General features: G+C 67.7%; 23 protein-coding genes. 9 read left to right on the forward strand and 14 right to left on the reverse strand.

Features of this window, described 5'->3' with window-relative positions; genetic code table 11:
• Window positions 1-62: 62 nt before the first annotated feature.
• Together LXM88_RS29505 and LXM88_RS29510 are read right to left on the reverse strand one after the other, a co-directional pair.
• Window positions 63-1,193, reverse strand: a complete 1,131-nt coding sequence (locus tag LXM88_RS29505) for a 3-deoxy-7-phosphoheptulonate synthase (protein WP_262546844.1) — start codon at window positions 1,191-1,193, stop codon at window positions 63-65.
• 192 nt (window positions 1,194-1,385) lie between these two features.
• Window positions 1,386-2,702 carry a lipase family protein gene (locus LXM88_RS29510; RefSeq protein ID WP_262546846.1) on the reverse strand — a complete coding sequence of 439 codons (1,317 nt, stop codon included), beginning with the start codon at window positions 2,700-2,702 and terminating at the stop codon, window positions 1,386-1,388.
• Window positions 2,703-3,160: 458 nt separating this feature from the next.
• Between LXM88_RS29510 and LXM88_RS29515 the strand changes: the two genes are divergently transcribed.
• Together LXM88_RS29515 and LXM88_RS29520 are read left to right on the forward strand one after the other, a co-directional pair.
• Complete coding sequence (locus LXM88_RS29515) at window positions 3,161-3,715, forward strand: hypothetical protein (protein WP_262546848.1); 555 nt, start codon at window positions 3,161-3,163, stop codon at window positions 3,713-3,715.
• 31 nt (window positions 3,716-3,746) lie between these two features.
• The gene (locus LXM88_RS29520; RefSeq protein WP_262546850.1) at window positions 3,747-4,169 is read left to right on the forward strand and encodes a hypothetical protein; all 423 of its coding nucleotides are present in this window, start codon (window positions 3,747-3,749) and stop codon (window positions 4,167-4,169) included.
• An 80-nt stretch (window positions 4,170-4,249) separates the two neighbouring features.
• Here LXM88_RS29520 and LXM88_RS29525 read toward each other — a convergent pair whose 3' ends face one another.
• A complete protein-coding gene (locus tag LXM88_RS29525; RefSeq protein ID WP_262546851.1) occupies window positions 4,250-4,963 on the reverse strand; it encodes a YceH family protein in 714 nt (237 codons plus the stop codon).
• Between the two features lie 444 nt (window positions 4,964-5,407).
• Between LXM88_RS29525 and LXM88_RS29530 the strand changes: the two genes are divergently transcribed.
• Window positions 5,408-6,172, forward strand: a complete 765-nt coding sequence (locus LXM88_RS29530) for an SDR family oxidoreductase (RefSeq protein ID WP_262546854.1) — start codon at window positions 5,408-5,410, stop codon at window positions 6,170-6,172.
• 25 nt (window positions 6,173-6,197) lie between these two features.
• On the opposite strand, the gene LXM88_RS29535 is transcribed toward LXM88_RS29530, so the two are convergent.
• The 3 genes from LXM88_RS29535 to LXM88_RS29545 are packed head-to-tail and all read right to left on the reverse strand — an operon-like array spanning window position 6,198 to window position 8,628.
• A complete protein-coding gene (locus tag LXM88_RS29535; RefSeq protein ID WP_262546855.1) occupies window positions 6,198-6,902 on the reverse strand; it encodes an MOSC domain-containing protein in 705 nt (234 codons plus the stop codon).
• Complete coding sequence (locus LXM88_RS29540; RefSeq protein WP_262546857.1) at window positions 6,899-7,795, reverse strand: dihydrodipicolinate synthase family protein; 897 nt, start codon at window positions 7,793-7,795, stop codon at window positions 6,899-6,901. Before LXM88_RS29540 ends, LXM88_RS29535 begins: the two co-directional genes overlap by 4 nt.
• A 50-nt stretch (window positions 7,796-7,845) precedes the next feature.
• Window positions 7,846-8,628, reverse strand: a complete 783-nt coding sequence (locus LXM88_RS29545; protein ID WP_262546858.1) for an aldolase — start codon at window positions 8,626-8,628, stop codon at window positions 7,846-7,848.
• Between the two features lie 133 nt (window positions 8,629-8,761).
• Here LXM88_RS29545 and LXM88_RS29550 point away from each other — a divergent pair, with 133 nt between their 5' ends.
• Both LXM88_RS29550 and hutC read left to right on the forward strand, forming a co-directional pair.
• Entirely contained in the window at window positions 8,762-9,304 is a 543-nt protein-coding gene (locus LXM88_RS29550; RefSeq protein WP_262546860.1) for a helix-turn-helix domain-containing protein, read from the forward strand.
• A gap of 31 nt (window positions 9,305-9,335) precedes the next feature.
• Window positions 9,336-10,073, forward strand: a complete 738-nt coding sequence (gene hutC / locus LXM88_RS29555; RefSeq protein ID WP_262546862.1) for a histidine utilization repressor — start codon at window positions 9,336-9,338, stop codon at window positions 10,071-10,073.
• A gap of 84 nt (window positions 10,074-10,157) precedes the next feature.
• On the opposite strand, the gene LXM88_RS29560 is transcribed toward hutC, so the two are convergent.
• Both LXM88_RS29560 and LXM88_RS29565 read right to left on the reverse strand, forming a co-directional pair.
• Window positions 10,158-11,006 carry a phytanoyl-CoA dioxygenase family protein gene (locus tag LXM88_RS29560; RefSeq protein ID WP_262546864.1) on the reverse strand — a complete coding sequence of 283 codons (849 nt, stop codon included), beginning with the start codon at window positions 11,004-11,006 and terminating at the stop codon, window positions 10,158-10,160.
• 31 nt (window positions 11,007-11,037) lie between these two features.
• Window positions 11,038-11,838 carry an ABC transporter substrate-binding protein gene (locus tag LXM88_RS29565; protein ID WP_262546866.1) on the reverse strand — a complete coding sequence of 267 codons (801 nt, stop codon included), beginning with the start codon at window positions 11,836-11,838 and terminating at the stop codon, window positions 11,038-11,040.
• Window positions 11,839-12,382: 544 nt separating this feature from the next.
• Between LXM88_RS29565 and LXM88_RS29570 the strand changes: the two genes are divergently transcribed.
• Complete coding sequence (locus LXM88_RS29570) at window positions 12,383-13,243, forward strand: LysR family transcriptional regulator (protein WP_262546867.1); 861 nt, start codon at window positions 12,383-12,385, stop codon at window positions 13,241-13,243.
• Between the two features lie 61 nt (window positions 13,244-13,304).
• On the opposite strand, the gene LXM88_RS29575 is transcribed toward LXM88_RS29570, so the two are convergent.
• From LXM88_RS29575 to LXM88_RS29585, 3 genes are read right to left on the reverse strand one after another with little or no spacing between them, the layout of a single operon-like run.
• Complete coding sequence (locus tag LXM88_RS29575) at window positions 13,305-13,778, reverse strand: nuclear transport factor 2 family protein (protein ID WP_262546869.1); 474 nt, start codon at window positions 13,776-13,778, stop codon at window positions 13,305-13,307.
• 56 nt (window positions 13,779-13,834) lie between these two features.
• A complete protein-coding gene (locus tag LXM88_RS29580) occupies window positions 13,835-15,019 on the reverse strand; it encodes an amidohydrolase family protein (protein WP_262546872.1) in 1,185 nt (394 codons plus the stop codon).
• Between the two features lie 58 nt (window positions 15,020-15,077).
• Entirely contained in the window at window positions 15,078-16,268 is a 1,191-nt protein-coding gene (locus LXM88_RS29585) for an amidohydrolase family protein (RefSeq protein WP_262546874.1), read from the reverse strand.
• Window positions 16,269-16,803: 535 nt separating this feature from the next.
• Between LXM88_RS29585 and LXM88_RS29590 the strand changes: the two genes are divergently transcribed.
• Window positions 16,804-17,436 carry a glycine zipper 2TM domain-containing protein gene (locus tag LXM88_RS29590; RefSeq protein ID WP_047902162.1) on the forward strand — a complete coding sequence of 211 codons (633 nt, stop codon included), beginning with the start codon at window positions 16,804-16,806 and terminating at the stop codon, window positions 17,434-17,436.
• 432 nt (window positions 17,437-17,868) lie between these two features.
• On the forward strand, window positions 17,869-18,378 hold the full coding sequence (locus LXM88_RS29595; protein ID WP_262546877.1) for a GNAT family N-acetyltransferase: 510 nt from the start codon (window positions 17,869-17,871) through the stop codon (window positions 18,376-18,378).
• A gap of 148 nt (window positions 18,379-18,526) precedes the next feature.
• Here LXM88_RS29595 and LXM88_RS29600 read toward each other — a convergent pair whose 3' ends face one another.
• Window positions 18,527-20,527: a glycoside hydrolase family 28 protein gene (locus LXM88_RS29600; protein WP_262546880.1), complete on the reverse strand. Its 2,001-nt coding sequence runs from the start codon at window positions 20,525-20,527 to the stop codon at window positions 18,527-18,529.
• 434 nt (window positions 20,528-20,961) lie between these two features.
• Between LXM88_RS29600 and LXM88_RS29605 the strand changes: the two genes are divergently transcribed.
• Window positions 20,962-22,320 (forward strand): aspartate aminotransferase family protein, encoded by a 1,359-nt coding sequence (locus LXM88_RS29605; RefSeq protein ID WP_262546882.1) that lies wholly within the window; start codon window positions 20,962-20,964, stop codon window positions 22,318-22,320.
• 218 nt (window positions 22,321-22,538) lie between these two features.
• Here LXM88_RS29605 and LXM88_RS29610 read toward each other — a convergent pair whose 3' ends face one another.
• Window positions 22,539-23,768: a serine hydrolase domain-containing protein gene (locus LXM88_RS29610; protein WP_262546884.1), complete on the reverse strand. Its 1,230-nt coding sequence runs from the start codon at window positions 23,766-23,768 to the stop codon at window positions 22,539-22,541.
• A 46-nt stretch (window positions 23,769-23,814) separates the two neighbouring features.
• Window positions 23,815-25,011 carry a serine hydrolase domain-containing protein gene (locus LXM88_RS29615; protein WP_262546886.1) on the reverse strand — a complete coding sequence of 399 codons (1,197 nt, stop codon included), beginning with the start codon at window positions 25,009-25,011 and terminating at the stop codon, window positions 23,815-23,817.
• Window positions 25,012-25,030: the final 19 nt, after the last annotated feature.

The raw sequence follows: 25,030 nt of genomic DNA on the forward strand, positions 1-25,030 counted from the left end.
CGCTACTCGCACAACGCTGCATCGGACGCGATGACGCAGCACTCATGTCGGCGCCGCCCCTGTCACGCGTTGCGCGAATACACCCTGCGATGCCGCACCGCCTCGGCCAGCACGTCGAGCACCGGCTCCGTCTGCGTCCAGCTCAGGCACGCATCGGTGATCGACACGCCGTACTTCAGCGGCACGCCCGGCTTCAAATCCTGCCGCCCGGCCTCGAGATGACTCTCGACCATCACGCCGACGATCCGGTGCTCGCCCTGCGACAGTTGCCGAGCGAGGTCCTGCCCGACGTCGATCTGCCGTTCGTGCGACTTGTTCGAATTCGCGTGCGAGCAGTCGACCATCACCTGCTCGCGCAGCCCGGCCTTGCGCAGCACCGCACAGCATTCCTCGACATGCGCGGCATCGTAGTTCGGGCCGTTCTTGCCGCCGCGCAGGATCACGTGCGCGTCGTCGTTGCCGCGCGTCTCGAAGATCGCGGCCATCCCCATCTTCGTCATCCCCATGAACGCATGGCTCGCGGCTGCGGCGACGATCGCGTCCGACGCAACCTGCACGCCGCCATCGGTGCCGTTCTTGAAGCCGATCGGGCAACTCAGGCCCGACGCGAGCTGGCGATGGCTCTGGCTTTCGGTCGTGCGCGCGCCGATCGCGCCCCACGCGATCAGGTCGGCGATGTACTGGGGGCTCAGCAGGTCGAGGAATTCCGTCGACGCCGGCAGGCCGAGCGCGTTGATATCGAGCAGCAGCTGCCGCGCGGCACGCAGCCCTTCGTTGATGCGGAAGCTGCCGTCGAGGCGCGGATCGTTGATGTAGCCCTTCCAGCCGACCGTCGTGCGCGGTTTCTCGAAGTAGACGCGCATCGTGATCAGCAGGTCGTCCTTCAACGCATCGGCGGCGATCTTCAGGCGGCGCGCGTAGTCGAGCGCCTGGTCATGATCGTGGATCGAGCACGGGCCGACGACGAGCAGCAGCCGGTCGTCGCGGCCGTGCAGGATGTCGCCGATCGCACGGCGCGTATCCTCGACGAGCGTCTGCGTGGCGGCCGGCACCGGCAGTTCGTCGAGCAGCAGCGCCGGCGAAATCAGCGGACGCACGGCGCCGATGCGGACGTCGTCGATGCGCGTGGTGTCCTGCGTCGCGTCGGCGCTGCCTACCTCGCGATCGTGGGAAGGATTGTCGAGGTTCTGCATGGTGATTCTCCGGGGGACGTCTGGAATGATGTGCAGGCTCGATTATGGCACCCGGGAGCGACGGCAGCCGCTCAGGGCGGGGGAATGGATGCGACGGTGGTCGGGAGAACGCGACAGACGGTCAATCACGCAATGAAAAAAGGGGCGATCCGCAGTGGATCGCCCCGCCGTTCGCCGTGACGCCCGGCGCGTCTAGTGCAGCGTCTCGGGCGCCAGCGAATTGCTCGGCAGCAGCGCCGTCAACCAGCAATTGCTCGGCGCGGCTTTCCCGTTGAAGCGGTCGTAGAGCCACGGCAGCATGCCGGCCACCCACGGCACGATCGCGCCCGCATGTTCAAGCGGATACTCGGTGTACGTGACCGGCACGCCGCTCGAGCAGAACTTCTGCGCCAGCGCCCGCACGTCGTAGGCCATCATCACGCCGTCGCCCACCTGGCTGCTGAACGTGCCATCCAGCGCGCCGGCCGTGCCCTGGCCGATATACATCGGGATCGTCGGCGACGCGGCCAGCCCGGCATTCACCTTGTTCGCATACGTCACATACACCGGAATGCTGTTGATGTCGTTCGCGTACTGCGGCTTGAACAGCGTCGCCCAGTGCAGGCCCGTGTACTTCGGCAGGATGTACGCGAGCGACTGATTCTGGATGTCCTTGAACACGGCGACGCCGGTGTCGCTGAGATAGGGCGTCAGGTCGAAGTTGTAGCCGCGCGCCAGCCCGGCGAGCGCGGCCGCGGCGACGCCGCCCCAGACGATGCTGCCGTCGACATAGCGCAGGTTGTGCGCGGGGTCGACCAGCACGCCGCCTTCCGCCGCGCCGACGAGCTGCTTGTTGATGTCCGGCGCGTAGCTCGGCGCGAGTTGCGCGGCCCAGTTCGTCGCAATCGCACCGCCGGAATAGCCGATCATCGCGACCTTGCTCGACGGATTCAGGCCGGTCGACGGCGTATTGAGCGCCGCGCGGATCGAATCGAGCGTCGTCATCCCGTATTCGGGGCCGGCGGCGAAGTCCGCCGTCTGGCCTTCCGTATCCGGCACGATGATGTTGTAGCCCAGCAGCAGCAGCGTCGACAGCGGAATCGATTCCACGCTGTACAGCAACGTACCGACGTTGATGACCTTGGTGACGTCGCGGTCGCCGGCGATCACCTGCGACGGCTCGTCGTACGGGTTCAGCGAATCGTAGGCCGACTGGTACGAGATGGCCTGGCCGTTGCTGACCGCGCTCCGGATCACCGACGTCACGTTGACGACCGGCTGGTTCTGCGCGTTGTTGGTGCGATACAGCAACTGCTGCGCGGTCAGCGCGGTCGGAACGCCGGCCACGTGATAGGCGACGTTGCGCGTCTTCAGCACCGTGCCCGGTGGAATCGATGCCAATGGCGTCGAGCCGGTGTACGTATAGAACGGATCGGACACGGTCGGCGCGGCGGCGCTGGCCGGCGGTGCGGCAAGGGTCAGCGCGGCGGACACGGCGGCCGCGGCGATCATGAAACGTCGGGTGGACATGGATGGGGGCCCCTGGGATAACCTGCTTTCATCGAAGGAAGTTCGGCGGTGTTGCAGACCATCGTGATTGCCGCTTCAATACCGTTTCCAAGCCATGGACTGTCTCCTGTGAATGAATGATCCGGCCTGTACTGAATCTGCAGTTTTAGTAGGAGTGCAAACCGGATGAATTGAAGCACAACGGGAACGTGATCGATGGGCGTTTTCTGTTGTTTGAAGGTAAACGCCTAAATCGCGATACGAGTGTCGTGTCGATCGGGCCGGCGTCTTGTGTCCCGCATTTCGCGGCAGACGCATATCGCAGCGCGTGTCCCGGCCGTTCGGCCGAGTGCCGGCACGCGGCCGGAGTGCCGTACGATTGCGTCTGTCCGAGTCGATCGGTGCGAGCCTCACGGGCGCTGCCCTGATGACTACCCGCCTGAGATTCGATCGTTACCTGACCCGTCCGAGTTGCCACGATGACCGTCTCCGAACTGCTCCGCGCCATCCGCCAACCCTATGCCGACCTGCTCGCGAAAGCGGCTGCGCAACCGGCCGTGATCGTCGAACCGGCCTACCGGCAGGCCGATGGCACGCTGGCCACCGAAGGGCCGCTCGCACTGCCGTGCCGGGCCGACACGATCCCGGCCGACGGCGACGCGGCCGGCCAGCCGTCGATGGTCGATTCGACGTCGCAACTGGAATTCGAGCCGTTCGCGTTCGACCTCGAAACGGCTGCCGTGTCGATCCGCCCGTTCGTGTGGGACTGGGCCGCGATCGAGGCCGACGGTCTCGACGAAAGCGCGGCAGCCGACGCATTCAAGACGTGGTTCCTCGCGTGGTTCGATGTCGACGACGAGAACGCGCCGGCCGAAGACGGGCTGCATGGCATCGTTCACTACCTGTCGGAACCGGTTCACACCGAACAGGGGTGGCGCGTCAACGCGGATCTCGGCTCCGCGCCCGAGACGGCCGTCGAGGATCTGCTGTTCCGGCTTGTCGATGCCGGAGCGACGCGGATCAGTATCGGTTGAAATGCCGCTTTATCTCTTGCACACCACGATCATGAAAAAAACCCTCGCCGCACTGCTGCTCTGCATCGCGCTGCCCGCTTCGGCCGAAGTCAGCACGGAAGTGCTGTGCTTCCGGACGGATGGAGACAAACCTGTTCGCTTCGAATTGCGAACGTACTACGACGACGTGGCGAAATGGTCCGGCGGCGTCGTCCGCTATGCGAAATCGAAGACGGCGATTCCGCTGCTGTTCAAGCACCGGGAAGAGGAAATACTGGCGGAAGACCGGCCGTATCAATACACGACGACGTGGTGGGAAATGGTCGACGGCAAGATCAACGGAGAGTACGAAATGATGAGCCAGGGCGCCATCGTCTATTCGATGACCTACACCAACGCGCGCACCGGCAAGAAGACCGATTTCGCGTGGGCGTCGGATGTCGGCGCTTCGGCGAAATCGGGGTGCCGCTGGTAATCAGGGTGTCGCGGCGATTGACGCCTGCTCCACGGCGCACGCGTGTCCGTGCAGGCACCGCGTCGCATCGAATGCGTGGATCAGCCCGCGTCGCCTTGCGCGCCGACGTCGACGTCGATTCCAAGTTCGCCGGCCATCCGATGAACCAGCGCAGTCAGTCGCGCCACTTCGTCCGCGAGGCGCTTCTGTTCGGCCTTCAGCGCCTCGAATTCGGAAGGCGGCACGGAATCCGCACCGCCGGCATCCGCGCCCGCGAAGTCGGCGACGTTCACCTCGCCGCACATCAGGTGCATCCAGCGGTTCTCCCGTGCGCCCGGCGCACGCGGCAGCCGGACGACGAGCGCCTGTGCACGCACCGCGAGTTCGTCGAGAAACGCCTCGACCGACGAGATATCCGCGAAGCCGTGCAGGCGCGCGCTGTTCAGACGCAGCTCGGCGGCCGTCTGCGGGCCGCGCAGCAGCAGGATCGTCAGCAGCGCGATCGCCTGGCTCGGGATGCCGAGCACGCGGTTCATGTTGTGCTCGAAGCGCGGCACACGGCTGCTGCTGCCTTCCATCACGAGGCTCAGGTGCTTCAGCCCGTCGAGCGCGGTCGTGACTTCATCCTCGCTGACGTTCATCACCGGCGCGCGCGCGGTTTTCTGGTTGCAGCCCGCGGTCAGCGCATTCAGCGACAGCGGGTACGTGTCCGGCACCGTGTGCTGTTTCTCGACCAGCACACCGAGAATGCGGGCCTCGAGAGGCGTGAGTTCGCGAAGAGGGCGTGGCGTGGGCGTATCCGGCGTGGTGTTCATGGTTGGCTTCGCAGCGTGCAGCAGGTGAAGGGAAACGGTCGCGGCCGTCCGGCATCGCAAACGGGCGAGCCATATGATAGCTCGCGACGCGTGGCCCGGCGCCGCTCGCCGTGCCGGCGCGCGCACTTGCCGCAGCCGCTTTCGTCCAATGTATCGACCTCAAGATGCCGCGCGGGGACGCATGCGCACGGCATTTGCGAATACGCGCTCCACACGCCGCAGCATGCGGCGCATGCACGGCGAGATCATGCCCGCGTTTGCGCGACACGCATGCCGGCGCTACGATATGCGTTCACGCGGTCATCCGCGGCGCCACGCACAATCGCCTCTGCACACCTCCGCACGCCGATACCACGCATCGCCCGCCCAGCACGCACTACCGCCGCGCGTGCGCGCCGCTCGTCAACACCGTTCACCCTTTCATCCCTTCACCCGTTCGCCACCATGACTGCATCCTCAACCACGCCGCACGTGCGCGCCATCGTCACCGGACACACGCGCGGTCTCGGCGCATCGCTCGCCGAACAACTGCTGCAGGAAGGCATCGCCGTGCTCGGCGTGTCGCGCAGCCGCCATCCGTCGCTCGCGTCGCAAGCCGGCGACCGCTTCGCCGAAGTCGAACTCGACCTGTCGGACGCGTCGGCCGTCGCGGCCTGGCTGGCCGGCGACACGCTGCGCAGCTTCGTCGACGGCGCGTCGATCGTGCTGCTGTTCAACAACGCGGGGATCGTCGATCCGATCGGCACGCTCGCCGCGCAGGATCCGGCGATCGTCGCGCGCGCGGTCGGCCTGAACGTCGCGGCGCCGCTGATGCTGTCGGCCGCGCTCGCGCAGGCGGCATCCGCCACGACCGAGTGCCGGATCCTGCACCTGTCGAGCGGTGCGGCGCGCAACGCATACGCGGGCTGGAGCATCTACTGCGCGACCAAGGCCGCGCTCGATCACCATGCGCGCGCAGTCGCGCTCGACGCAAACCGCGCGCTGCGGATCTGCAGCGTCGCGCCGGGTGTCGTCGATACGGGCATGCAGGCGACGATCCGCTCGACCAGCGAAGACAACTTCCCGATGCGCGAAAAGTTCGAACAGTTGAAGTCGAGCGGCGCGCTCGCGACGCCGGAGGCGGCCGCACGCCAATTGATCGGCTATGCGCTGAGCGATGCGTTCGGATCCACGCCGACGGCCGACGTACGGGAATTGCCGGCCAGCTAAGCGACCGGCCGCGAAACGCGGCCGGTCATCCGTCGAGCCGTTTCGTCCAGTCTTCGACCTGCCGCTCGGCCCGGCGCTTTTCAAGCATCTTGCGCCAGCCGGGCGGCAGCACCGGGACATCACACAGCGCATCGAGCGCGGCCATGTCGAGCGTGCGCCGGTACAGCACATCGAGCACCGCCGACAGCGGCCATTGCGGATAGTGGCGCTCATGCAGCGCCAGTACGTCGCCCGGCGCGACCCAGCCTTCGTGCAGCACGCGGTAGTACCAGCCGGTCCGGCCGCTTTGCTGCACGAGCGCGGCCATCCGCGGATGATCGAAGCGCGCGTTGAGCTTCCAGCATGGCTGCCGCGACTGCGTCACCTGAAGCACGGCGCCGCCCAGCGTGAACACGTCGCCAACGCACACGTCATGCTCGGTGACGCCACGCGTCGACAGGTTCTCGCCGAACGCGCCCGGTTGCCCGAGCACGTCGCGTGCGCCAATCTGCGCGGACCACCACGCATAGTGATCGTGCGCATAGTGGTGAACCGCCTTGTCGGGGCCGCCGTGATGCCGCGGGTCGGCCTGCTCGTCGCCGGCGAAGCCGAGCGCGCCCAGCCACAGACGCGAGTCGACCGCACGCTTGTCGATCGCGCTCGCGTGCGGCGTGCCGGCCAGCGGCCGGCTCGTGCCGACCCGCACCGCGCCGACGATGGCCGCGATCGCCGGTCGTGCTTCATCGCTCATGCCGGCACGCCGTCCGGCAGCGCCGCGAGCAGGCGCTCGAGTTCGCGCGTGCGCGCTTCGCCAAGCGGTTGCAGCGGCTTCCTCGGTTCGCCGGCGTCGAAACCGCGCAGACGCAAGCCGGCCTTCACGGTCACCGGCAGCCCGCCGTTGACGATGAACTGCAGCAACGGCAACTGCGCATGAAAAACCGACCTGGCGCGCGTCAGGTCGCCCGCGCGCATCGCTTCGACCAGCGCGAGCGGCAACGCCGCATTCAGGTTCGGCGCGGCCGTGCACCATCCGGCCGCGCCCGCCGCCAGCGCGGCGAGCGCCATCGGATTGCTGCCGTTGTAGAACGGGATCGTCCCGTCGCTCAGTTGCGCGAGCCGGTGCATGCGGCCGATGTCGCCGGTGCTCTCCTTGACCATCGTGACGTTGTCGACGGTCCGGCAGATCGTCGCGATCAGGTCGGGCGACATGTCGACGCCGCTCGTCGCCGGGTTGTTGTACAGCATGATCGGGATGCCGATCGCGTCGCCGATTGCGCGGTAGTGCGCGGCGATCTCGTCGTTGCCGAGCTTCCAGTACGACACCGGCAGCACCATCACCGCATCGGCGCCGGCCTGTTCGGCGAAGCGCGCGCGGCGCACCGCGCCCGCCGTGGTGAGATCGGAGATGCCGACGACGGTCGGCACGCGCCGGCGCACCGCGCGGATCGACGCGGTGGCAACCGCCTCCCATTCGGCGTCGGACAGGTACGCGCTCTCGCCGGTACTGCCCAGCGGGGCAATCGCATGAACGCCGTCGGCAATCAGGCGGTCGATCAGCGCATCGAGCGTTTTCAGGTCGACGCCGCCGTCGGCGGAGAACGGCGTGACCGGGTAGGCAATGATGCCTTGCAGCAGGATAGACACGATGTGTATTCCTCAATGATGAGTAAACGCGACGGAAGCGATGCGCTCGTTCACGCGACGCAGTCGCGATGCGTGCGCAATGCACGGCGCGCGTAATAGTCGAATGTCACGGCATCGCGCTTCGGATTCGAGATCCAGTCGTGCGCTTCCCGCGCCAGCGCCGGCGGCACCGGCTTGATCTCGCCGGCCGACATCGCGAGCAGTTGCAGCTTCGCGGCCCGCTCGATCAGCAGCGCGAGCATGCACGCTTCCTCGATCGTCTTGCCGACCACGAGCTGGCCGTGATGCGACAGCAGGATCGCGCGCTTGCTGCCGAGCGCCTTCGAGATGATCTCGCCTTCCTCGTTGCCGACCGGCACGCCGGGCCAGTCCTTCAGGAATGCGCAATCGTCGTACAGCGGGCAGGTATCCATGTGCGACACGACGAGCGGCTGCTCGAGCATCGACAGCGCCGCGACGTGCGCCGGATGCGTATGGATGATGCAGTTCACGTCCGGGCGCTCGCGATAGATCCACGTGTGGAACCGGTTGGCCGGGTTCGGAATGCCCTCGCCGTCGACGACGTCGAGATCCTCGTTGACGCGCAGCAGGTTCGCGGCCGAGATCTCGTCGAAACCGAGCCCGAGCCGCTGCGTGTAGTACGTGCCGGCGTCGCCCGCGCGGCAGGTGATCTGCCCGGCCAGGCCGGAATCGTGGCCGGCGTCGAACAGGATCCGGCACGTGAGCGCGAGCTTCTGTCGCGCGGACCAGCCGCTGTCGCCCACCTCGTTTTCAAGACGCCGCTCCGCCAGCGCGACCAGCGCCTCCTTCGTCAAATTCAGCGTTTCCGCCATGTTCACCTCCTGAATGGGTCGGATGTGTCGCGTCGTCCGCAGCCGCTTCTCCGGGATCCGTGACACCCGATCCATTATATGACACATTGTGTCATGCGTTACAATCGGTTTTTCGAAGGACACCCGGCGCCCCATGACGATTCGCCTGAAGCTGCTCAGAAAACAGAAGGGCTGGACGCTCGACGTGCTGGCCGACGAGACCGGCCTCACCAAGAGCTACCTGTCGAAAGTCGAGCGCGGCCTGAGCGTGCCGTCGATCGCGGTCGCGCTGAAGCTGTCGAAGGCGCTGAATGTCGACGTCGAGCAACTGTTCTCGGAGAGCAGCAATCGCGAGCTGATCACGGTCACGCGCGCCGGCGAGCGCACGGCGATGGGTGCGGCGGCCGACAGCCACGCGCACCGCTTCGAAAGCATCGCGGCCGGCGTCGCGCCGAAGAAGATGCTGCCGTTCGTCGTGCATCCGCCGCACGAATTCGTCGCGTCGACGTTCCGAGAGCACGAAGGCGAGGAATTCCTGTTCGTACACAAGGGGCGCGTCGAAATCGAATTTCCGAACGAGACGGTGCAACTCAGGACCGGCGATTCAGTCTATTTCAACGCACTCATCCCGCACCGCGCGCGCAGCCTCGGCACCGCGCAGGCGGAGATCCTGGTCATCGTCAGTCACGACGACTAGACCCGTCACTTCTTCGCGCAAGGATCCTCCGATGGTCACAAAGGCCACCGCACCGTTCCAGCAGATCAAGACGCTGGTTCGCCAGAACGTCGAATCGGGCGACTGGCGCCCCGGTGACCGCATTCCGTCCGAGCTCGATCTCGCCGCGCAGTTCGGCGTCGCACGCATGACGGTCAACCGCGCGCTGCGCGAGCTGACCGAGGAAGGCGTGCTGAAACGCATCGCAGGCGTCGGCACCTTCGTCGCCGAAGTGAAGCCGCAGTCGAACCTGCTGATGATTGCGCATATCCGCGACGAAATCCGCGCGCGCGGGCACGAATATCGCTGCCGCGTGCTGAGCCGGTCGAGCGAGCCCGCGTCGTTCGACGTCGCGGCCGCGTTCGGCCTGCCGGTCAACACGCCGGTCTTTCATGTGGTCTGCGTGCACGAGGAAAACGGCCGCCCGATCCAGCTCGAGGACCGCTACGTGAACCCGGCCGCCGCACCCGCTTTCATCGACCAGGATTTCCAGACCGAACCGCCGTCCGAATACCTGTACAACAACGTGTCGCACTACGAACTGGAGATCGAGCACGTCGTCGACGCGACGCTGCCGACCGGCGAACAGGCGCGGCTGCTCGACATGCGCGCCGACGAGCCGTGCCTCACGCTCACGCGCCGCACCTGGACGGACGGGCTGCCCGTCACGTTCGTGCATTTCCTGCATCCGGGCAACCGCTACCGGCTCGGCTCGCGCTTCAAGCCGGGTGCCGGGCGCCACCCGACCTGATCCTTCGCCGCACTCCGGCACGCACAAAAACGCGCGGCGGCCGTTTCGTCAGGAAACGGCCGCCGCGCTCGTTACATGCGCCGGTCAGATCGCGCCGACCTGCCCCGCACCGCGCGACCACACGACCGGAAACAGCGGGTGTTCGAGCGGCACGCCGTCGGGCAGTTGCTCCGCGAGCCCGGGGAAATCGGGCGACGTTTTCCAGCGGCGCGGCGCGTGGCGGATATCGTCGCCGACGAAGCGGATCGAGAACGCGCGCCGGCGGTTCTGCGTGCCGCCCGATGCATGCAGCGTGAGCATCCGGAAGCACACCATGTCGCCGGGCTCGAGCGCCCAGTGGCGGATCGGGAACGCCGCGCGATCGGCTTCGATGTCGGGCAGGTCCGCGAGGCTGCCCTCCGGAAACCACTTCGCCTCCTTGTCCATGAACGTGCGCGGCATCAGCCACGGCCCGCGATGCGAACCCGCGACGAATTCCAGCGTCGACTCGAGCGGCACCGGATCGACCGGAATCCACATGCTGACGTTGTCGTCGCCTTCGATGTTGTAGTACGGCTGGTCCTGGTGCCACGGCGTGCGCTGCCGCGTGCCGGGCTCCTTCACGAGCAGGTGGTCGTGATGCAGTCGCACGTGCTCCGTGCCCATCAGCGCGGCGGCCACCGACGGCGCCGGCGAGCGCACGATGAAGTCGCGGTACGCGTCGTTGTGCTGCCAGTTGCAGAAATCCTCGAAGAACCAGCCCGGATCGTCGGGCCGGCTCGCGACTTTCGCGCGCTCGCTCGGCTGCGCGAGATTCGTGTCGATGCCGGCGCGGAGCGCGGCCACTTCGTCGGGCGAAAAGATGCCCTTGATGCAGACCGCGCCTTCCTCGCGGAATGCGGTGATCAGTTCGGGCGTCACGGCTTGCGCGACACGGTCCTGGATGCTCGTCATGGTTTGCCTGTCGAATGAATGAATCACGGGTTCACGGTGCGGCGGTCAACTGCTTCGCGCCGTAGATGTCGAAGTCGAAGTATTTCGCGGCGATCTTCTGGTACGTGCCGTTCGCGCGGATCGCGACGATCGCGTCGTTCAGCCGCTTCTTCATGTCGGCGTCGCCCTTGCGCAGCCCCATCGCGACGCCGTAGCCGGTGATCCGTGCGTCGGTCACGTCGGGGCCCGCGAACGCGTAGCCCTTGCCGCGCGGCGTCTTCAGGAACGAGTAGCCGGCCTGCGTCTTGTCCTGGAAGGTCGCGTCGAGGCGGCCGTTGACGAGATCCTGGTACACCTGGTCCTGGTTCTGGTACGAGACGATCGTCACGCCCCTGGTCGCCCATTCGGCTTTTGCGTACGCCTCCTGCGTCGTGCCCTGGTCGATCCCGATGCGCTTGCCCGCGAGCGACGCCGCGGTCGGCAGCAGCTTCGAGCCGACCGGCGCGACGAGCGCGCCCGGCGACGCATACAGCTTGTTCGAGAAGTCGATCTGCTTGAGCCGCTCGTCGGTGGCCGTCATCGCGGACATGATCACGTCGAACTTGCGCGCACGCAGCGCCGGAATCATCCCGTCGAAGCCCTGCTCGACCCACACGCACTTCGCATGCAGTTCCTCGCAGATCGCATTGCGCAGGTCGATGTCGAACCCGGCAAGCGACCCGTCGGGCTGCTTCGCCTCGAACGGCGGATACGTGGGATCGATGCCCCAGCGGATCGTCGACGTGTCCTGCGCGAACGACACGAGCGGCGCGAACGCCAGCGCGGTAACGAGGAGCTTTGCAGTGCGGTTCATGGCGTGTCCTTGAAAGTCTCGACGCGGCGGGCGACCGCCGGCGTCCGGTGGATGGCACCGCGCCGGGATGCCGGCGTGGGGCAGTGCGCGAAAGACGGGGACTTCGATGAAACTGCGATGCAGTCTAGACCGCTCAATTTTTGAGCGCAAGCGGCGGGAACGGGGGTGAGGTGGATCGAGGCCGGGCGGGGGCGAGAAGGAAGGGACGGGGCTTGAATTCTGGCTGTATAGTCGGGATTTCGGGTGTTTACCCGGTGCGACGCATGTCTGCCACAGAGCGTGTTTTTACCGATATCGGCGGGATGGCGACGTCTGTACAGGCGGGCAGCGCGAAATCTTGTCCGATACGGTTTCGGCTGTATTGATGATGCGACCTATACCGCAGCGGAAATCCTCCGAGACGCAAATTTACCCAACCGTGCGCACTTCACCCGCAACGCCGCGCCGGGTCCGGCGAAACCGCGATTGCCCACGGCGTCCGGTCATGTTAAAAATCGTCGCACGCATTTGGAAATGAAATGCTCGAATCCAAAAAAGTGCATAAATGAATAGACCCCTGTTCGACCTCGACCTGCTGCGCGCGCTCGTGATGGTCGCCGACTGCGGCAGCTTCACGACGGCGTCCGCGCGCCTGCACTCGACGCAGTCGACGGTCAGCCAGAAGGTGCGCCGGCTCGAGGAAATTGCCGGGCACCGCCTGCTCGACCGCGGCACGCGCGACGTACGGCCGACCGACGCGGGCGTGACGGTGCTCAGCTATGCGCGGCGCATGCTCGCGCTGAATGACGAGATGCTGGAAGCGCTGTCGGGCGCGACGGTCGCGCTGACGATCCGGCTCGGCGTGCCCGACGATTTCGCGGCGGGCCGCACGACCCATGCGCTCGCCGCGTTCAGTCGCGCGCATCCGCAGGTCAAGCTCGAAGTGATGTGCGGGCTGAGCCGCGACATCAGCGCCGCATACGACCGCGGCGAACTCGACCTCGTGCTGATCAAGCAGCGGCGCGACAGCCGCGAGGCCGTCGTACGCTGGCCCGAGAAGCTGCGCTGGATCGACAGCGCGAAGCATCCGTCGATCGATCTCGATCCGGTGCCGATCGTCGTGTTTCCGCCGCGCGGGCTCTATCGCGACGACATGATCAAGGCGATCGAGGAGCGCGGCCGCCGCTGGCGGATCAGCTTCACGACGTCGAGCCTGAGCGGCATCCAGGCCGCCGTCGCGGACGGGCTCGGCATCAGCGTGCTGCCGGCGCGCGTGGTGACGGACGAGCACACCGTGCTGACCGCGAAGCAGGGTTTCGCGCCGATCGAGCACATGGACATCGCGATCCTGCATCGGCCGACGGCCGACCCGATGGTCAGCGAGCTGACGAAGACGCTCGCGGCGATGCTGGAGCACGAGGAGTAGTCGAGCGGCGGGGTTCGTTCAGGAAGGAAGAAGGGGGCTGCACACCCCGGACAACTCGGACTCAGAACATCGTGTTCCCGTTCGCGGCCTGCTCGGGCACCGGCTGGTTGACGTCCCAGTGCTCGACGATCTTGCCGTTCTCGAGCCGGAAGATGTCCATGATCGCGCTGCCGCGCGTGCCGGGTTCGCGCACCGCGTGCACGTGCAGGATCACGTAGTCGCCGTCGACGAACGAGCGTTTGATCTCGCTGTGCGACTGCGGATACTTGTCGCGCAGGAACGCGACGAACTTGCGGAAGCCGTCGCGTCCGTCGGCCGCGTTCGGGTTGTGCTGCACGTAGCGCTCGCCGACATACGCGAGCGCGGCGTCCGCGTCTTTCTCGTTCAGGCCTTTTTCGTAGAACGCGAGCACGGTCCGCCGATTGGCTTCCTGCTGCGCGTCGTTCGGGCCGGCCGCCACCGCCTGCGCGGCGGTCACGGCGAACAGGGCCGCCGCCATCCATCGTGCGGCCCGTGCCGCTGTCGTGCGTCGCATCGTCGTCTCCCGGGACATCCGGCTGAAAACCCGATCATACCGATGCAACGCTACGCTCAGACCAGCGCGCCGTCGCGCGCGACGATCTTCCCCGACGACACGACGAGACGCCGCACCGGCCGCGCGACGACCGCCTCGGCGAACGTCAGCGCGTCGACGAGCACGACATCCGCGCGGCTGCCCGGCTGCAGCCCGTAGCCGGCGAAACCGCAACCGCGCGCCGCGCTGTGCGTCACGCAGTCGAGCGCGATTTCGAGCGCGTCGTCGCGACGGAAATCGTTGCGCATGCCGATCAGCATCGCGCGTTCGAGCATGTCGGGCGAACCGTACGGCGTCCACGTGTCGCGCACGCCGTCGTTGCCGCCGATGACGGTCACGCCCGCCGCGCGGCATGCGGCCACCGGCGGCACGGGCACCGCCGCGGGCGCGGTCGTGACGATCGCGACGCCGAGTTCGGCCATCCGCGCGAGCAGCGCATCGCGCTCGCGTTCGGCGATATCGCCGAGACAGAACCCGTGGCTGATCGTGACCTTCCCCTGCATGCCGTGCGCGGCCGTGCGCTGCAGGATCAGGTCGAGCGAGTACGCGCCCATCGACGCGCGCTCGTGCAGGTGGATGTCGAGCCCGCGGCCGTGGCGCTCGGCGATCGCGAACAGCACGTCCACCGCTTCGACCGGATCGCCTTCGATCGCGCACGGATCGAGCCCGCCGAGCAGATCGGCGCCGGCGCCGAGCGCGTCGGACAGCAGCGCGTCGGTGCCCGGCCGCTTGAGCACGCCCGATTGCGGAAACGCGACGATCTGGATTTCAACCTGCCCGCGCAGCGTGTCGCGCGTCGCGAGCACGCCGTGCAGGTGCCGCAGCCCGGCTTCGGTATCGACGTCGACGTGCGTGCGGATGCGCGTCGTGCCGGCCGCGAGGAATGCGCGCGCCAGGGCGAGCGAAGCAGCGCCGGCGTCATGGCCGCTCGTCGCGCGATAGTGCCGTTCGTTCTCGATGCGATCGACGAGGCGCGGCCCGACCTGGTTGCGATACCACGGCATCCCCCAGTGCGTCTTGTCGAGGTGCGTATGGCCTTCGACGAGGCCGGGCAGCGCGAGCGCGCCCGCGCCGTCCTCGATCGCGCAGCCGGCGGGCGCGTCGAGCGACGAGCCGACGCGTGCGATGCGATCGTCTTCGATCAGGATGTCGAGCGCAGCGTCGGCGCTCGTGCGGACATTGCGGATCAGCAGGTTCGTCATGTCGGTTCCGGTGTGGTCGGTCAGTGCGAAGCGGGCGCGGTGCCCGCGGTCAGGTCGGTCAGCGCAGCGACGGGGCGAACGGCGCGCCCGTATCGCTTTCGCCGCGGCGGAACACCCAGCGTTCGGCCGGCACGCCCGCGACGGCCGCTGCGGCGTTCGGCGCGCGCACTGCGACGAACGTCGCATCGCAGCCGACCGCGATTCCATAGTTCTCCTTGCCGATCACGCGCGCGCCGGCATGCGTCGCCATGTCGAGCGCGATGCCGAGCGCTTCGTCGGTGTAGAAGCCCGACCGGTAGCCGACCATCATCGCGCGCTGCAGCATGTCGCCGTTGCCGTACGGCCACCACGCATCGCGGATGTTGTCGTTGCCCGCGAACACATGCACGCCCGCGTCGCGCAACTGCTGCACCGGCGGAAACGCGCAGTCGCCCGGCGCGTTCGTCAGGATCGACACGCCGGCTTCGGCGAGGGCCGCGGCGGTGCGCTGAACGTCGTCGTAGCCGACTTCGCCGAGCGCATACGCATGGCTCACGTTCACGCGCCCGCCGAGCCCCGCCGCGCGCGTGCGCGCCGCGATCCGCAGCAGTTGCGCGATGCCCGTTTCGCCCGGTTCGTGCAGATGGATGTCGATCTTCGCGCCGCGCTTCTCGGCGATGCCGAACACGATGTCGAGCTGGCCGTCCGCATCGCCGTCGAGCGTCGTCGGGTCGATTCCGCCGACCACGCCCGCGCCTTCGCGCACGGCCGCATCGAGCACGTCGGCGGTGCCCGGGCACGACACGACGCCGGCCTGCGGAAACGCGACCAGTTCGATATCGACGATCCCGCGCCATTGCTCGCGCGCGGCCATCACGGCCTGCAGGTTCGACAGGCCGGTCGTCGCATCGACGTCGACGTGGCTGCGCATCGCGACCGTGCCGAATGCGGCGGCCTGCGCGATCAGTGCGTTCGCGCGCTCGACGATCGGCGGCGCGGCCGCGAGCTGGCGTTTCTCGACCGCGAGCCGCTCGCGCAGCGAGCCGACCGATTCGTGCGGCACCCAGCGATCGCCGACGAAACTCTTGTCGAGGTGAATGTGGCCATCGACGAAGCCGGGCAGCACGACGCGGCCGTCGAGGTCGATCGTCTCCGTGCCGGGCGCGGCCGCGCAATCGGCGCCGATCGCGGTGAAACGGCCGTCCCGGACGACGAGGTTGATGGGCTGGCCGCCGGCGTCGACGGCGTTGATGAAGATACGATCGGTCATGGCTCGGAATGTGGGGCGGTCGCCGCGCGACACCGGCGCGGACAGCGGAAGGAACCGCAGCCGGCGCGGCGCAACCGTTGGCAGGGAATCCGGCCACGATATCGAACGGCGCCGCCCGAGGCCAATTAAATGTCGCGATGCCGCGCATTCGATTTCGCGATGGGCGCAAACGCCGCGCCAGCAACGTGCGGCGGCGGGGTCCGATCTCGTCGGAGACGGCCTGCATGCGAATGGCCCGTCGGGCAAGGTCGCGGAAGCCGAGGTTTCGGGCGCCGGAATCGACGCGCCGACCGCCTCGGAAGACACGCCGCCGGACTGCTATCGATGCACGTCATCGAAGCTGCCGAACGGGCGCCGGCGCCCTTGCCGGCCCTCGCTTCAGCGCCCCGCCCGACCGGCGATTTACGCGGCAACAGACTTTACACGTTGTTACCCGGCCGCACCGGACGCGCATCCGGCCATTACTTATACTCACGCCGAGTTCGCCACCCTTCCGGGTTCCGCCGGCGAACACGTTGCCGATGCAGGAAACATCTTGATGCGCATGCCTACCACGAAGACCGTTCTGTTCGCCTCGCTCGTTGCCGTGGCGGCGCTTCCGCTGACCGCCTGCGTCGCGCCGGGTTATTACGGCGCGCAGCCGGGTTATCCGCAGCAGCAATACGCAACGCCCGCCTATGCGCAGCCCGCGTATTCGCAACCCGGCTACGTGCAGCAGCAACCGTACGATCAATACGGCAACCAGCCGCAATACGGGTCGCAGCCGTATGACCAGTACGGCAATCAGCAACAGCAATACGGCAACCAGTACGGCAACGGCTACGGCACGCAGTACGGCACGGTGGCGAACATCCAGCCGGTCAACGGCTCGGTCGGCCCGTCGGGCGTCGCCGGCACCGTCGTCGGCGCACTGATCGGCGGCGTGCTCGGCAACCAGGTCGGCCGCGGTCACGGCCGCGAAGCGGCCACCGTGATCGGCGCGCTCGGCGGCGCGGTCGCGGGCAACCAGATCGGCCAGCAGATGGGCGCCGCGCAAGCGCCGAGCAGCTACCGGATCGACGTGCAGGTCAGCGACGGCTCGACGCGTTCGTTCGACGTGCAGTCGCCGGGCAACCTGCGGCCGGGCGACCGCGTGCAGATCAACGGCAATCAGCTGTCGCGGTATTGATGCCGATTCGGTGTGCCTGCTGACCTGAGCGGGCGCACGTTGCGCGTTTGATGTCGCGTGCGGGTACGGCACGACGGCGCGCCTGTTTTACGTCACCCTCATCCTTCGTGCCGACGCGGCGCGCATCACGCGTCGCCGGTACTCCGCCGTTCCTCCGCCTTCGCGCCCGCTTCCAGCGCGACGCATCGCTCGTCCGTTGCACCGCTCGCCCGCTCGGACCTGGCGCGTTGCCGTCACACGCGCACCGCACCGCGCGCGATATGCGCCGACCGCGCGACGCGATCCGGCTCGGACGAGCAACGCGCACCCGGGATGCAACACGCATCGAACGCCGCCGCGCGACATCCGGATTCCGATTAGCATAGGCACGATGCATCCCGCGGCCGCAGCAGCCCGCGCCGGCATGCACGTCCCCCAACCGGAATGCCCTCGATGACGATCACGACCCGCCTGCTCGACGCGGCCGACGCCGCCCGTTTCCAGACCCTTCGCCTGCGTGCGGTCGACACCGCGCCCACGTCTTTCCTGCCGACGCTCGACGAAGAATCGCAGGTACCGATCGACGAATTCGCGACGCGCATCACGCCGACCCACGAACGCGCCGTGTTCGGCGCGTTCGATGGCGACACGCTCATCGGCATCACCGGCGTGCGCCGCGATGCGCGCGTGAAGATCGCGCACAAGGCGACGATCTGGGGCGTGTTCGTCGATCCCGCTTATCGCGGGCAAGGCATCGCACAAACGCTGCTCGAAAGCGCGACCGCGCACGCGGCACTGGCGTGGCAGTGCAAGCAGTTGATGCTGTGCGTGAACGAGGTCAACGCCAACGCCGAGCGGCTGTATGCGTCGCAGGGGTTCGTCCGGTTCGGCACGGAGCCGCGCTCGCTGTTCGTCGACGGACGGTTCTACGACGAACACTACATGGTCAAGACTCTGGCGTAACGCGGTGAAGCGGCGGGGACAGGCAGCGCAGCGCGAACGCCGATACGCCGCACCGCTCGCAATCTGCGCTCGCTTTCGAGCGCGGGCAACTTTGCGTCACGCGCGCGCATCGACCGGCGCACGCACGCGCCCCCCCTTGCTCGCACCATCACCGCTTGTCGGTGATCGTCGTGTTGACGATCTGCCCGGCGATCGTCACGTTCGTCAGCGTCAGCGTGCTCACGTTGAACGCATAGATCGGCCCCGGCGACGTGACCGTCGCCGTACCCGACGCAACCGGCGTGCCGAAGTCGCAGTTGCTGATCGTCACGCCGGAGATCGGCTGCACGGCCGGCACCGGCGGCGTGCCGTTGTAGTCGAACGCGACCGGCCCCTGCGCGACGATCGCCTGGAAGCACGACGCGGTCACGCCGTTCAGCGTCACGTTGCTCGCGTTCACGTCCGAGATCGTCACGTTCTGCACGACCGGCGCGCGCGTGCGCACCGCATCGTTCGCGGGCTGGTAATCGCAGTCGAACGTGACGATGCCGCCCTGCGCGGCCGACGGGTTGCCGGCCGACGGCGTGACGACGCCGAGCGGCACGCTCGCATTGACCGGGCTGCCCGCGAGCAGCGCGCTGCCGTAGCCGCCGCCCTTCAGCGTCACGCCATTTGGCAGCATGACGCCCTTCACGTGGAAGTCCTTCACGTAGCCGCCGCGATTCATGTTGGTCTTCACGCGGATCGCGATGTTCAGCGGGTTGGTCTGCCAGTTCGCGTTCAGCATCGACAGGTTGGTCGCATAGATCTGCTCGACGCCGCCGCCCATCTCGCTGCCGAGCGTGATGCCGCCGTGCCCGCTGTTCATCGTGCAGTTGCGGATCAGGTGCCGCTTCGCGGGGCCGTATTCGGTGTCGCGATCCTTGCCCGACTTGATCGCGATGCAGTCGTCGCCGGTGTTGAACGTGCAGTCCTCGCACAGCACGTCGGTGCACGCGTCCGGATCGAAGCCGTCGTTGTTCGGGCCGATGCTGTTGGTCGTCACGCCGCGAATCACGACATTGCGCGAGGCGGTCGGATGGTGCTGCCAGAACGGCGTGTTCTGCGTCTGGTAGTTCGCCATCAGCACGTTCGTGCAGCCGATGAATTCGACCATGCATGGCCGCAGGTAGTGGCCGAGCCCGAAGATGCGCTTCTCGACCGGCACGCCGGCCTCGGACAGCGCGGGCAGGTAGTTCTGGTCCTGCTGCCACGGCGTGACCGGCGACGTGAGCAGCGCATAGAGCGCGTCGGGAATCGCGGGCGCGACGATCCGCAGGTCGACGTTGTTCGGGTTCGCATACGCCTGGCTCGGCACCCCCGCGGCTGCGCCGTACGCGCCCGACGAACCCTTGAACGTCCACCAGCAGACGCTGCCGGCCCCGCTGCCGGAGAACGGCGTCATCGCCTGCCCGTTGAGCACCGACGTCGGGCCTTCGCCTGTGAGCGCGATGTTCGTCGCGTTGCGCGCGTAGACGGGCGCGCCGTAGTTCACGCAATCGTTCGCCTGCCAGCGGCTGTAGTACAGCCGGCCGTTCGCGCCGCAATCGACCGGGCCGTCCTTCGCGTAGTCGGCCGGGTTCGGGCTGAAGTAGATCGTGCAGTTCGCGCTCAGGTGGAACGTGACGTTGCTCTGCAGCACGATCGGCCCCGCGCAGTACCAGTTGCCGGACGGCACGACCACGCGCCCCCCGCCTTCACGGCGGCACGCATCGATCGCCGCGAGAAACGCGGGGCGCGAATCGAACGCGCCGGGCGCGGTCGTCAGTTCGGAACCCGGGCTCACCGGCGATTTCGCGACGTTCGTGTAAGGCGACGTCTGCGCGACCGTCGCGCACGGGCGCGCGCCGTAGTGCGTCACGTCGAAATCGCGCCCGCGCAGCGCGAGCCGCGACACGTGCGCGAGCGACGCGGCGATGCGCGCCGCCGCGCCATGCTCGCCCCAGACGAGGTCGACCGCCGACGCATTGGGCATGTGGCCTCCCGCAAACGCCCGGGTCGCCGCGAGCGGTCCGCCGAGCACGGCGCCGCCGGCGAGCGCGCCGGTCCAGCCGATGAATGCGCGGCGCGACACGCGCTTCGACGAGGGCGAGCGGACAGGCGAAGACGAACGGCGGCGGTTTGCGGCCATGGGCACTCCTTCAGTGTATGGGGTATCGACGCGCCGGGTGGCGGATCGTTATTTATACGTCGTCGTACTACATAGAGCAGTCTAAATGCGATCGAAGCCGGACACGTATTTGTCGTTTACCCTGTTTTTACTGAATCAACTCGTCGAATGTGTGCGCACACTCACATCTGCAAATGCATCTTTAGAGATATGTTGTCGTATGTTTATGCGCAAAAACTTCAACTGAAATCACCGATCGACGATGTTTGCCGGGGCGACGTCCCCGCTCGCCATCCGCCGCGATTGCCGCCGCCGCCGGCTCGCGTCCTGCCGACGCGCCGGTCCGAACATCGGCACCTGCCCGCCGCCAACCCGCCTCCGTAATTCCGCCCCCTGTTCAGCCCCCCGCCGCCCGCGCTATCGTTTCCCCCATCTTCACAGCCCCGGAGCCCCACTTGCCTTCCCGTCACGGAGTCGACCTCATCCGCGCCCGCGCACTGTTCGATCGCGAGCGCCGTGCGTTCACCGAAGCCATGCCGGCGTCCCGCGCGCTGTCCGCGGAAGCGTCCGAGCACCTGCTGTTCGGCGTGCCGTTGCACTGGATGCAGGACTGGTCGACGCCGTTCTCGCTGTACGTGAAGGAAGCGCGCGGCGCGACCTTCACCGACGTCGACGGCCATCGCTACGTCGACTTCTGCCTCGGCGATACGGGCGCGATGTTCGGCCATGCGCCCGAACCGGTCGCACGCGCGCTCGTCGAGCAGGCGACGCGCGGCTACACGACGATGCTGCCGAGCGAGGACGCCGCGTGGGTGTCGCGCGAGCTCGCGCGCCGCTTCCGGCTGCCGGTCTGGCAGTTCGCGCTGAGCGCGAGCGACGCGAACCGCTTCGTGCTGCGCTGGGCGCGCGCGGCCACCGGCCGCAACACGATCGTCGTATTCAACGGCTGCTATCACGGCACGGTCGACGACGTGTTCGTCGATCTCGTCGACGGCCGCCCCGTGCAGCGCGACAGCCTGCTCGGGCAGTCGTACGACCTGCTCGCGAACACGCGCGTCGTCGAATTCAACGACCTGGACGCGCTCGAAGCAGTGCTGAAGGGCGGCGATGTCGCATGCGTGCTCGCCGAGCCCGCGATGACGAACATCGGGATGGTGTTGCCCGACCCGGGCTTCTGGGATACGGCGCGCGAACTGACGCGCCGCTACGGCACGCTGCTCGTGATCGACGAGACGCACACGATCAGCAGCGGCCCGGGCGGCTACGCGGTCGCGCACGATCTCGAACCGGACATGCTGGTGGTCGGCAAGCCGATCGCAGGCGGCGTGCCGTGCGCGGTGTACGGCTTCAGCGCGGAATTCGCGGAACGTGCGAAGCAGGCGAAGCTGAACGCGCCGCCTGGCCATTCGGGGATCGGCACGACGCTCACCGCGAACATGCTCGCGATGCATGCGATGCGCGCGACGCTGGCCGAAGTCGCGACCGACGCCGCGTATGCGCACATGTTCGAACTGGCCGCGCGGCTGGCCGCCGGGCTCGAACAGGCGATCGCGAAACACGGGCTGCCATGGTGCGTGACGCGCATCGGCGCGCGCACCGAATTCCAGTTCGCGCCCGAGCCGCCCCGCAACGGCACGCTCGCCGGCGCGCAGCTCGACAGCGAACTCGAACACATCGTGCACCTGTACCTGCTGAATCGCGGCGTGCTGATCACGCCGTTCCACAACATGATGCTCGTGTGCCCGCAGACGACGAGCGACGATGTCGACAAACTCGTCGCGCAGTTCGACGCTTGCCTGGGCGAGCTGGTTTGACGTGATGCGACCGCGTCCGACTCGCCGATGCGTGCGAGTCGGACGCATCGCCGCATCGCCGCATCGCCGCATCGCCGCATCGCCGCATCGCCGCATCGCCGCATCGCCGCTGCGTCATGCGTCATGCGTCATGCGTCATGCGTCATGCGTCATGCGTCGTGCGTCACGGCGAGCGATAAGCGACATCGCGCATCCGGCGCCCTTGCCGGCTTCTCGCGCTACTTCGGCAGGTCCGTCGGATCGACCTGCGTGCCGGGCACGCTTTCGGCACGCGCGCTCAACTCGAGCTCGCGCACGAGCGCCGCATGCGCTTCGCCGCCGGAAGCCTGCACGGAGGCCCCGCCATCGAGCGCCGGCAGGATGTAGCCGCTCACCATCCGGCGGAACAGCTTCACGTTCCCCGCGTCGCGCAAGCCGTCTTCCACCGGCAGCACGCCCGTCATCACGACCACCGCATTGCGCTTCGGCAGCACCGTGATGAATTGCCCCTTGAAGCCCATCGCATCGAACTCGGGTTCGGTCTCGACGATGTTGTTGATCCACCAGTAGTAGCCGAAATGCGGCGACACGCGCGGCGTCGTCATCTGCGCGACCCACGCTTGCGGGACGACCTGCCGCCGCTGCCAGCGGCCGCCGTCGAGCACGAGCATGCCGAGCTTCGCCATGTCGATCGCGCGCAGCCGCAAGCCCCAGCCGGCCGACACGAGCCCCGTGCGGTCGGCGCGCTCCCATGCGGCGCGCTTCATGTCCAGCGGGCCGAACAGATGCGTCTGCGCATAGCGCTCGACCGGCTCGCCGGCCGCCGCGCTCAACATCGCCGATGCGCGGATCGGGTTGACGTCGGTGTACTCGAACGCGGTGCCGGGCGCGACCTTCGGCGCCGCCGACGCGGCAAGCTTCAGCCGGTCCGGCGCGGTGTAGTAGATCGGATCGTCCTTCGGGCTGAAGTCGTAGTGCAGGCCGCTCGACATCGACAGCACGTGTTTCAGCGCGATATCGCGCTTGTCGGCAAGCGCGCCGGCCAGGTCGGGCCGCCATGCGGCGAGCCGCGCGGCCACCGGGTCGTCGGGATGCACGGCGCCGCGGTCGACCAGGATGCCCGCGACGAGCGACGTCACGGCCTTCGTGACCGAATACAGCTCGTAGGTCGCATCGCGCGACGCGTTCGCGCCGTAGCGCTCGAAGATCAGCTTGCCGTCCTTCACGACGAGCAGGCTGTACACGTCGAGCTTCTGCTCGCGGATCCAGCGCGACAGGTCGACGAGCTTGCGCGAATCGACGCCGACGTCCTCCGGCGCGGCGGCCTCGATGCCCGTTTCGTGCAGCGGCGGCAGCGCGTCGGCTGCCTGCGCCGCCGATAGCGCGGGCGCAAGCGCGCCGCCACCGATCAGCAACGTCGCGAGCCGCGCGAGCAGCCGGCGAACAAAAGGCGCGACGCGGGCCCGCACGCATCAGGTCGCGCGGCCCGGTCGGCAATCATGTTTGCAATCCTCATCAAATTTCCGGCGCGTCGTTGAACGCGGCGGCGGTACCGGGCACCCCCTTCGTCTGCCGGCTGCGCGCCAGCTCGTCGCGCAGCGCCTGCGTCGTGTCCGCGCGCTCGACCGGCGGCTGTGCCGGCGTGAGCGCGGGCAGGATGTAGTCGTTGACCATCCTGCGATACAGGTTCAGGTAGGTCGCATCGCGCAGGCCGCCGTCGGTCGGCAGCAGGCTCGTCATCACCACCACCGCGCGCTGCGCGGGCAGCACCGTGATGAACTGCCCCTTGAAGCCCATCGCGCCGAATTCGGGCGTGCCGTGCTCGACCACGTGGCTGATCCAGCAGTAGTAGCCATAGTCGGCCGCGGCCGGTGACGGCGTAGTCATCTGCCGGACCCAGGCGGCCGGCACGACCTGCTTGCCGTTCCACCTACCGTTGTCGAGCAGCAGCATCCCGAGCTTCGCCATGTCGACCGCACGCAACCTCAGCCCCCAGCCGCCGGCCACCGCGCCCGTGCCGTCGGCGCCGCTCCAGCGGTAATGCGCGAAGCCGAGCGGGTCGAACAGCCGCTTGCGCGCGAATTCGTCCTCCCGCTCGCGCGCGGCGATCGACACGGCCGTGCCGACCAGCACCGGGTTCACGTCGATGTAGTCGAATTGCGCGCCGGGCGGTTGCGCCGCGCGGCTCGTCACCGCGACGCGCAGCCGGTCGGGCGCATCGTAGTAGAGCGGATCGGTGCCTTCGCGCGTCGTGTAGCGCAGCCCGCTCGACATCGACATCAGGTGCCGCAGCTCGAGGTCCTGCTTGTCCGCGAGTTCGCTCGCGAGATCGGGCCGCGCGGCCGCGATCAGCGGCGCGACCTTCGTCGACGGGCCGAGCTTGCCTTCGCCGTCGAGGATGCCGGCGAGCAGCGCGGTGACCGTCTTCGTCACCGAATACAGCTCGTAGTTGTTGTCGCGCGTGAGGCCGTCGCCGTAGCGCTCGAACACGATCCTGCCGTCCTTCACGACGACGAGGCTGCGCACGTCCATCCGGTCGTGGCGCAACCAGGCCGACATCCGCACGAGCGGCGCCGAATCGACGCCGACCGATTCGGGCACGGCGCTCGGCATGTCCTGCGGCGCACCGGCGGCCGCCAGTGCCGGGCCGCCGCACGAACCGGCAACGATCGCGGCGGCCGCGATGCCGCGCATTGCATGGGAAACGCTCATTCTTGCTCCTGTCGGAACC

The sequence above is a fragment of the Burkholderia sp. S-53 genome, from assembly GCF_025560745.1.
GTDB classification, from domain to species: Bacteria; Pseudomonadota; Gammaproteobacteria; order Burkholderiales; family Burkholderiaceae; genus Burkholderia; species Burkholderia pyrrocinia.

Bases quoted from the DNA above. Each gene is read 5' to 3' on its own strand.
- LXM88_RS29505 (WP_262546844.1), bottom strand. From the start codon at position 1,193: ATGCAGAACCTCGACAATCCTTCCCACGATCGCGAGGTAGGCAGCGCC.
- LXM88_RS29510 (WP_262546846.1), bottom strand. From the start codon at position 2,702: ATGTCCACCCGACGTTTCATGATCGCCGCGGCCGCCGTGTCCGCCGCG.
- LXM88_RS29515 (WP_262546848.1), top strand. From the start codon at position 3,161: ATGACCGTCTCCGAACTGCTCCGCGCCATCCGCCAACCCTATGCCGAC.
- LXM88_RS29520 (WP_262546850.1), top strand. From the start codon at position 3,747: ATGAAAAAAACCCTCGCCGCACTGCTGCTCTGCATCGCGCTGCCCGCT.
- LXM88_RS29525 (WP_262546851.1), bottom strand. From the start codon at position 4,963: ATGAACACCACGCCGGATACGCCCACGCCACGCCCTCTTCGCGAACTC.
- LXM88_RS29530 (WP_262546854.1), top strand. From the start codon at position 5,408: ATGACTGCATCCTCAACCACGCCGCACGTGCGCGCCATCGTCACCGGA.
- LXM88_RS29535 (WP_262546855.1), bottom strand. From the start codon at position 6,902: ATGAGCGATGAAGCACGACCGGCGATCGCGGCCATCGTCGGCGCGGTG.
- LXM88_RS29545 (WP_262546858.1), bottom strand. From the start codon at position 8,628: ATGGCGGAAACGCTGAATTTGACGAAGGAGGCGCTGGTCGCGCTGGCG.
- LXM88_RS29550 (WP_262546860.1), top strand. From the start codon at position 8,762: ATGACGATTCGCCTGAAGCTGCTCAGAAAACAGAAGGGCTGGACGCTC.
- hutC (WP_262546862.1), top strand. From the start codon at position 9,336: ATGGTCACAAAGGCCACCGCACCGTTCCAGCAGATCAAGACGCTGGTT.
- LXM88_RS29560 (WP_262546864.1), bottom strand. From the start codon at position 11,006: ATGACGAGCATCCAGGACCGTGTCGCGCAAGCCGTGACGCCCGAACTG.
- LXM88_RS29565 (WP_262546866.1), bottom strand. From the start codon at position 11,838: ATGAACCGCACTGCAAAGCTCCTCGTTACCGCGCTGGCGTTCGCGCCG.
- LXM88_RS29570 (WP_262546867.1), top strand. From the start codon at position 12,383: ATGAATAGACCCCTGTTCGACCTCGACCTGCTGCGCGCGCTCGTGATG.
- LXM88_RS29575 (WP_262546869.1), bottom strand. From the start codon at position 13,778: ATGCGACGCACGACAGCGGCACGGGCCGCACGATGGATGGCGGCGGCC.
- LXM88_RS29580 (WP_262546872.1), bottom strand. From the start codon at position 15,019: ATGACGAACCTGCTGATCCGCAATGTCCGCACGAGCGCCGACGCTGCG.
- LXM88_RS29585 (WP_262546874.1), bottom strand. From the start codon at position 16,268: ATGACCGATCGTATCTTCATCAACGCCGTCGACGCCGGCGGCCAGCCC.
- LXM88_RS29595 (WP_262546877.1), top strand. From the start codon at position 17,869: ATGACGATCACGACCCGCCTGCTCGACGCGGCCGACGCCGCCCGTTTC.
- LXM88_RS29600 (WP_262546880.1), bottom strand. From the start codon at position 20,527: ATGGCCGCAAACCGCCGCCGTTCGTCTTCGCCTGTCCGCTCGCCCTCG.
- LXM88_RS29615 (WP_262546886.1), bottom strand. From the start codon at position 25,011: ATGAGCGTTTCCCATGCAATGCGCGGCATCGCGGCCGCCGCGATCGTT.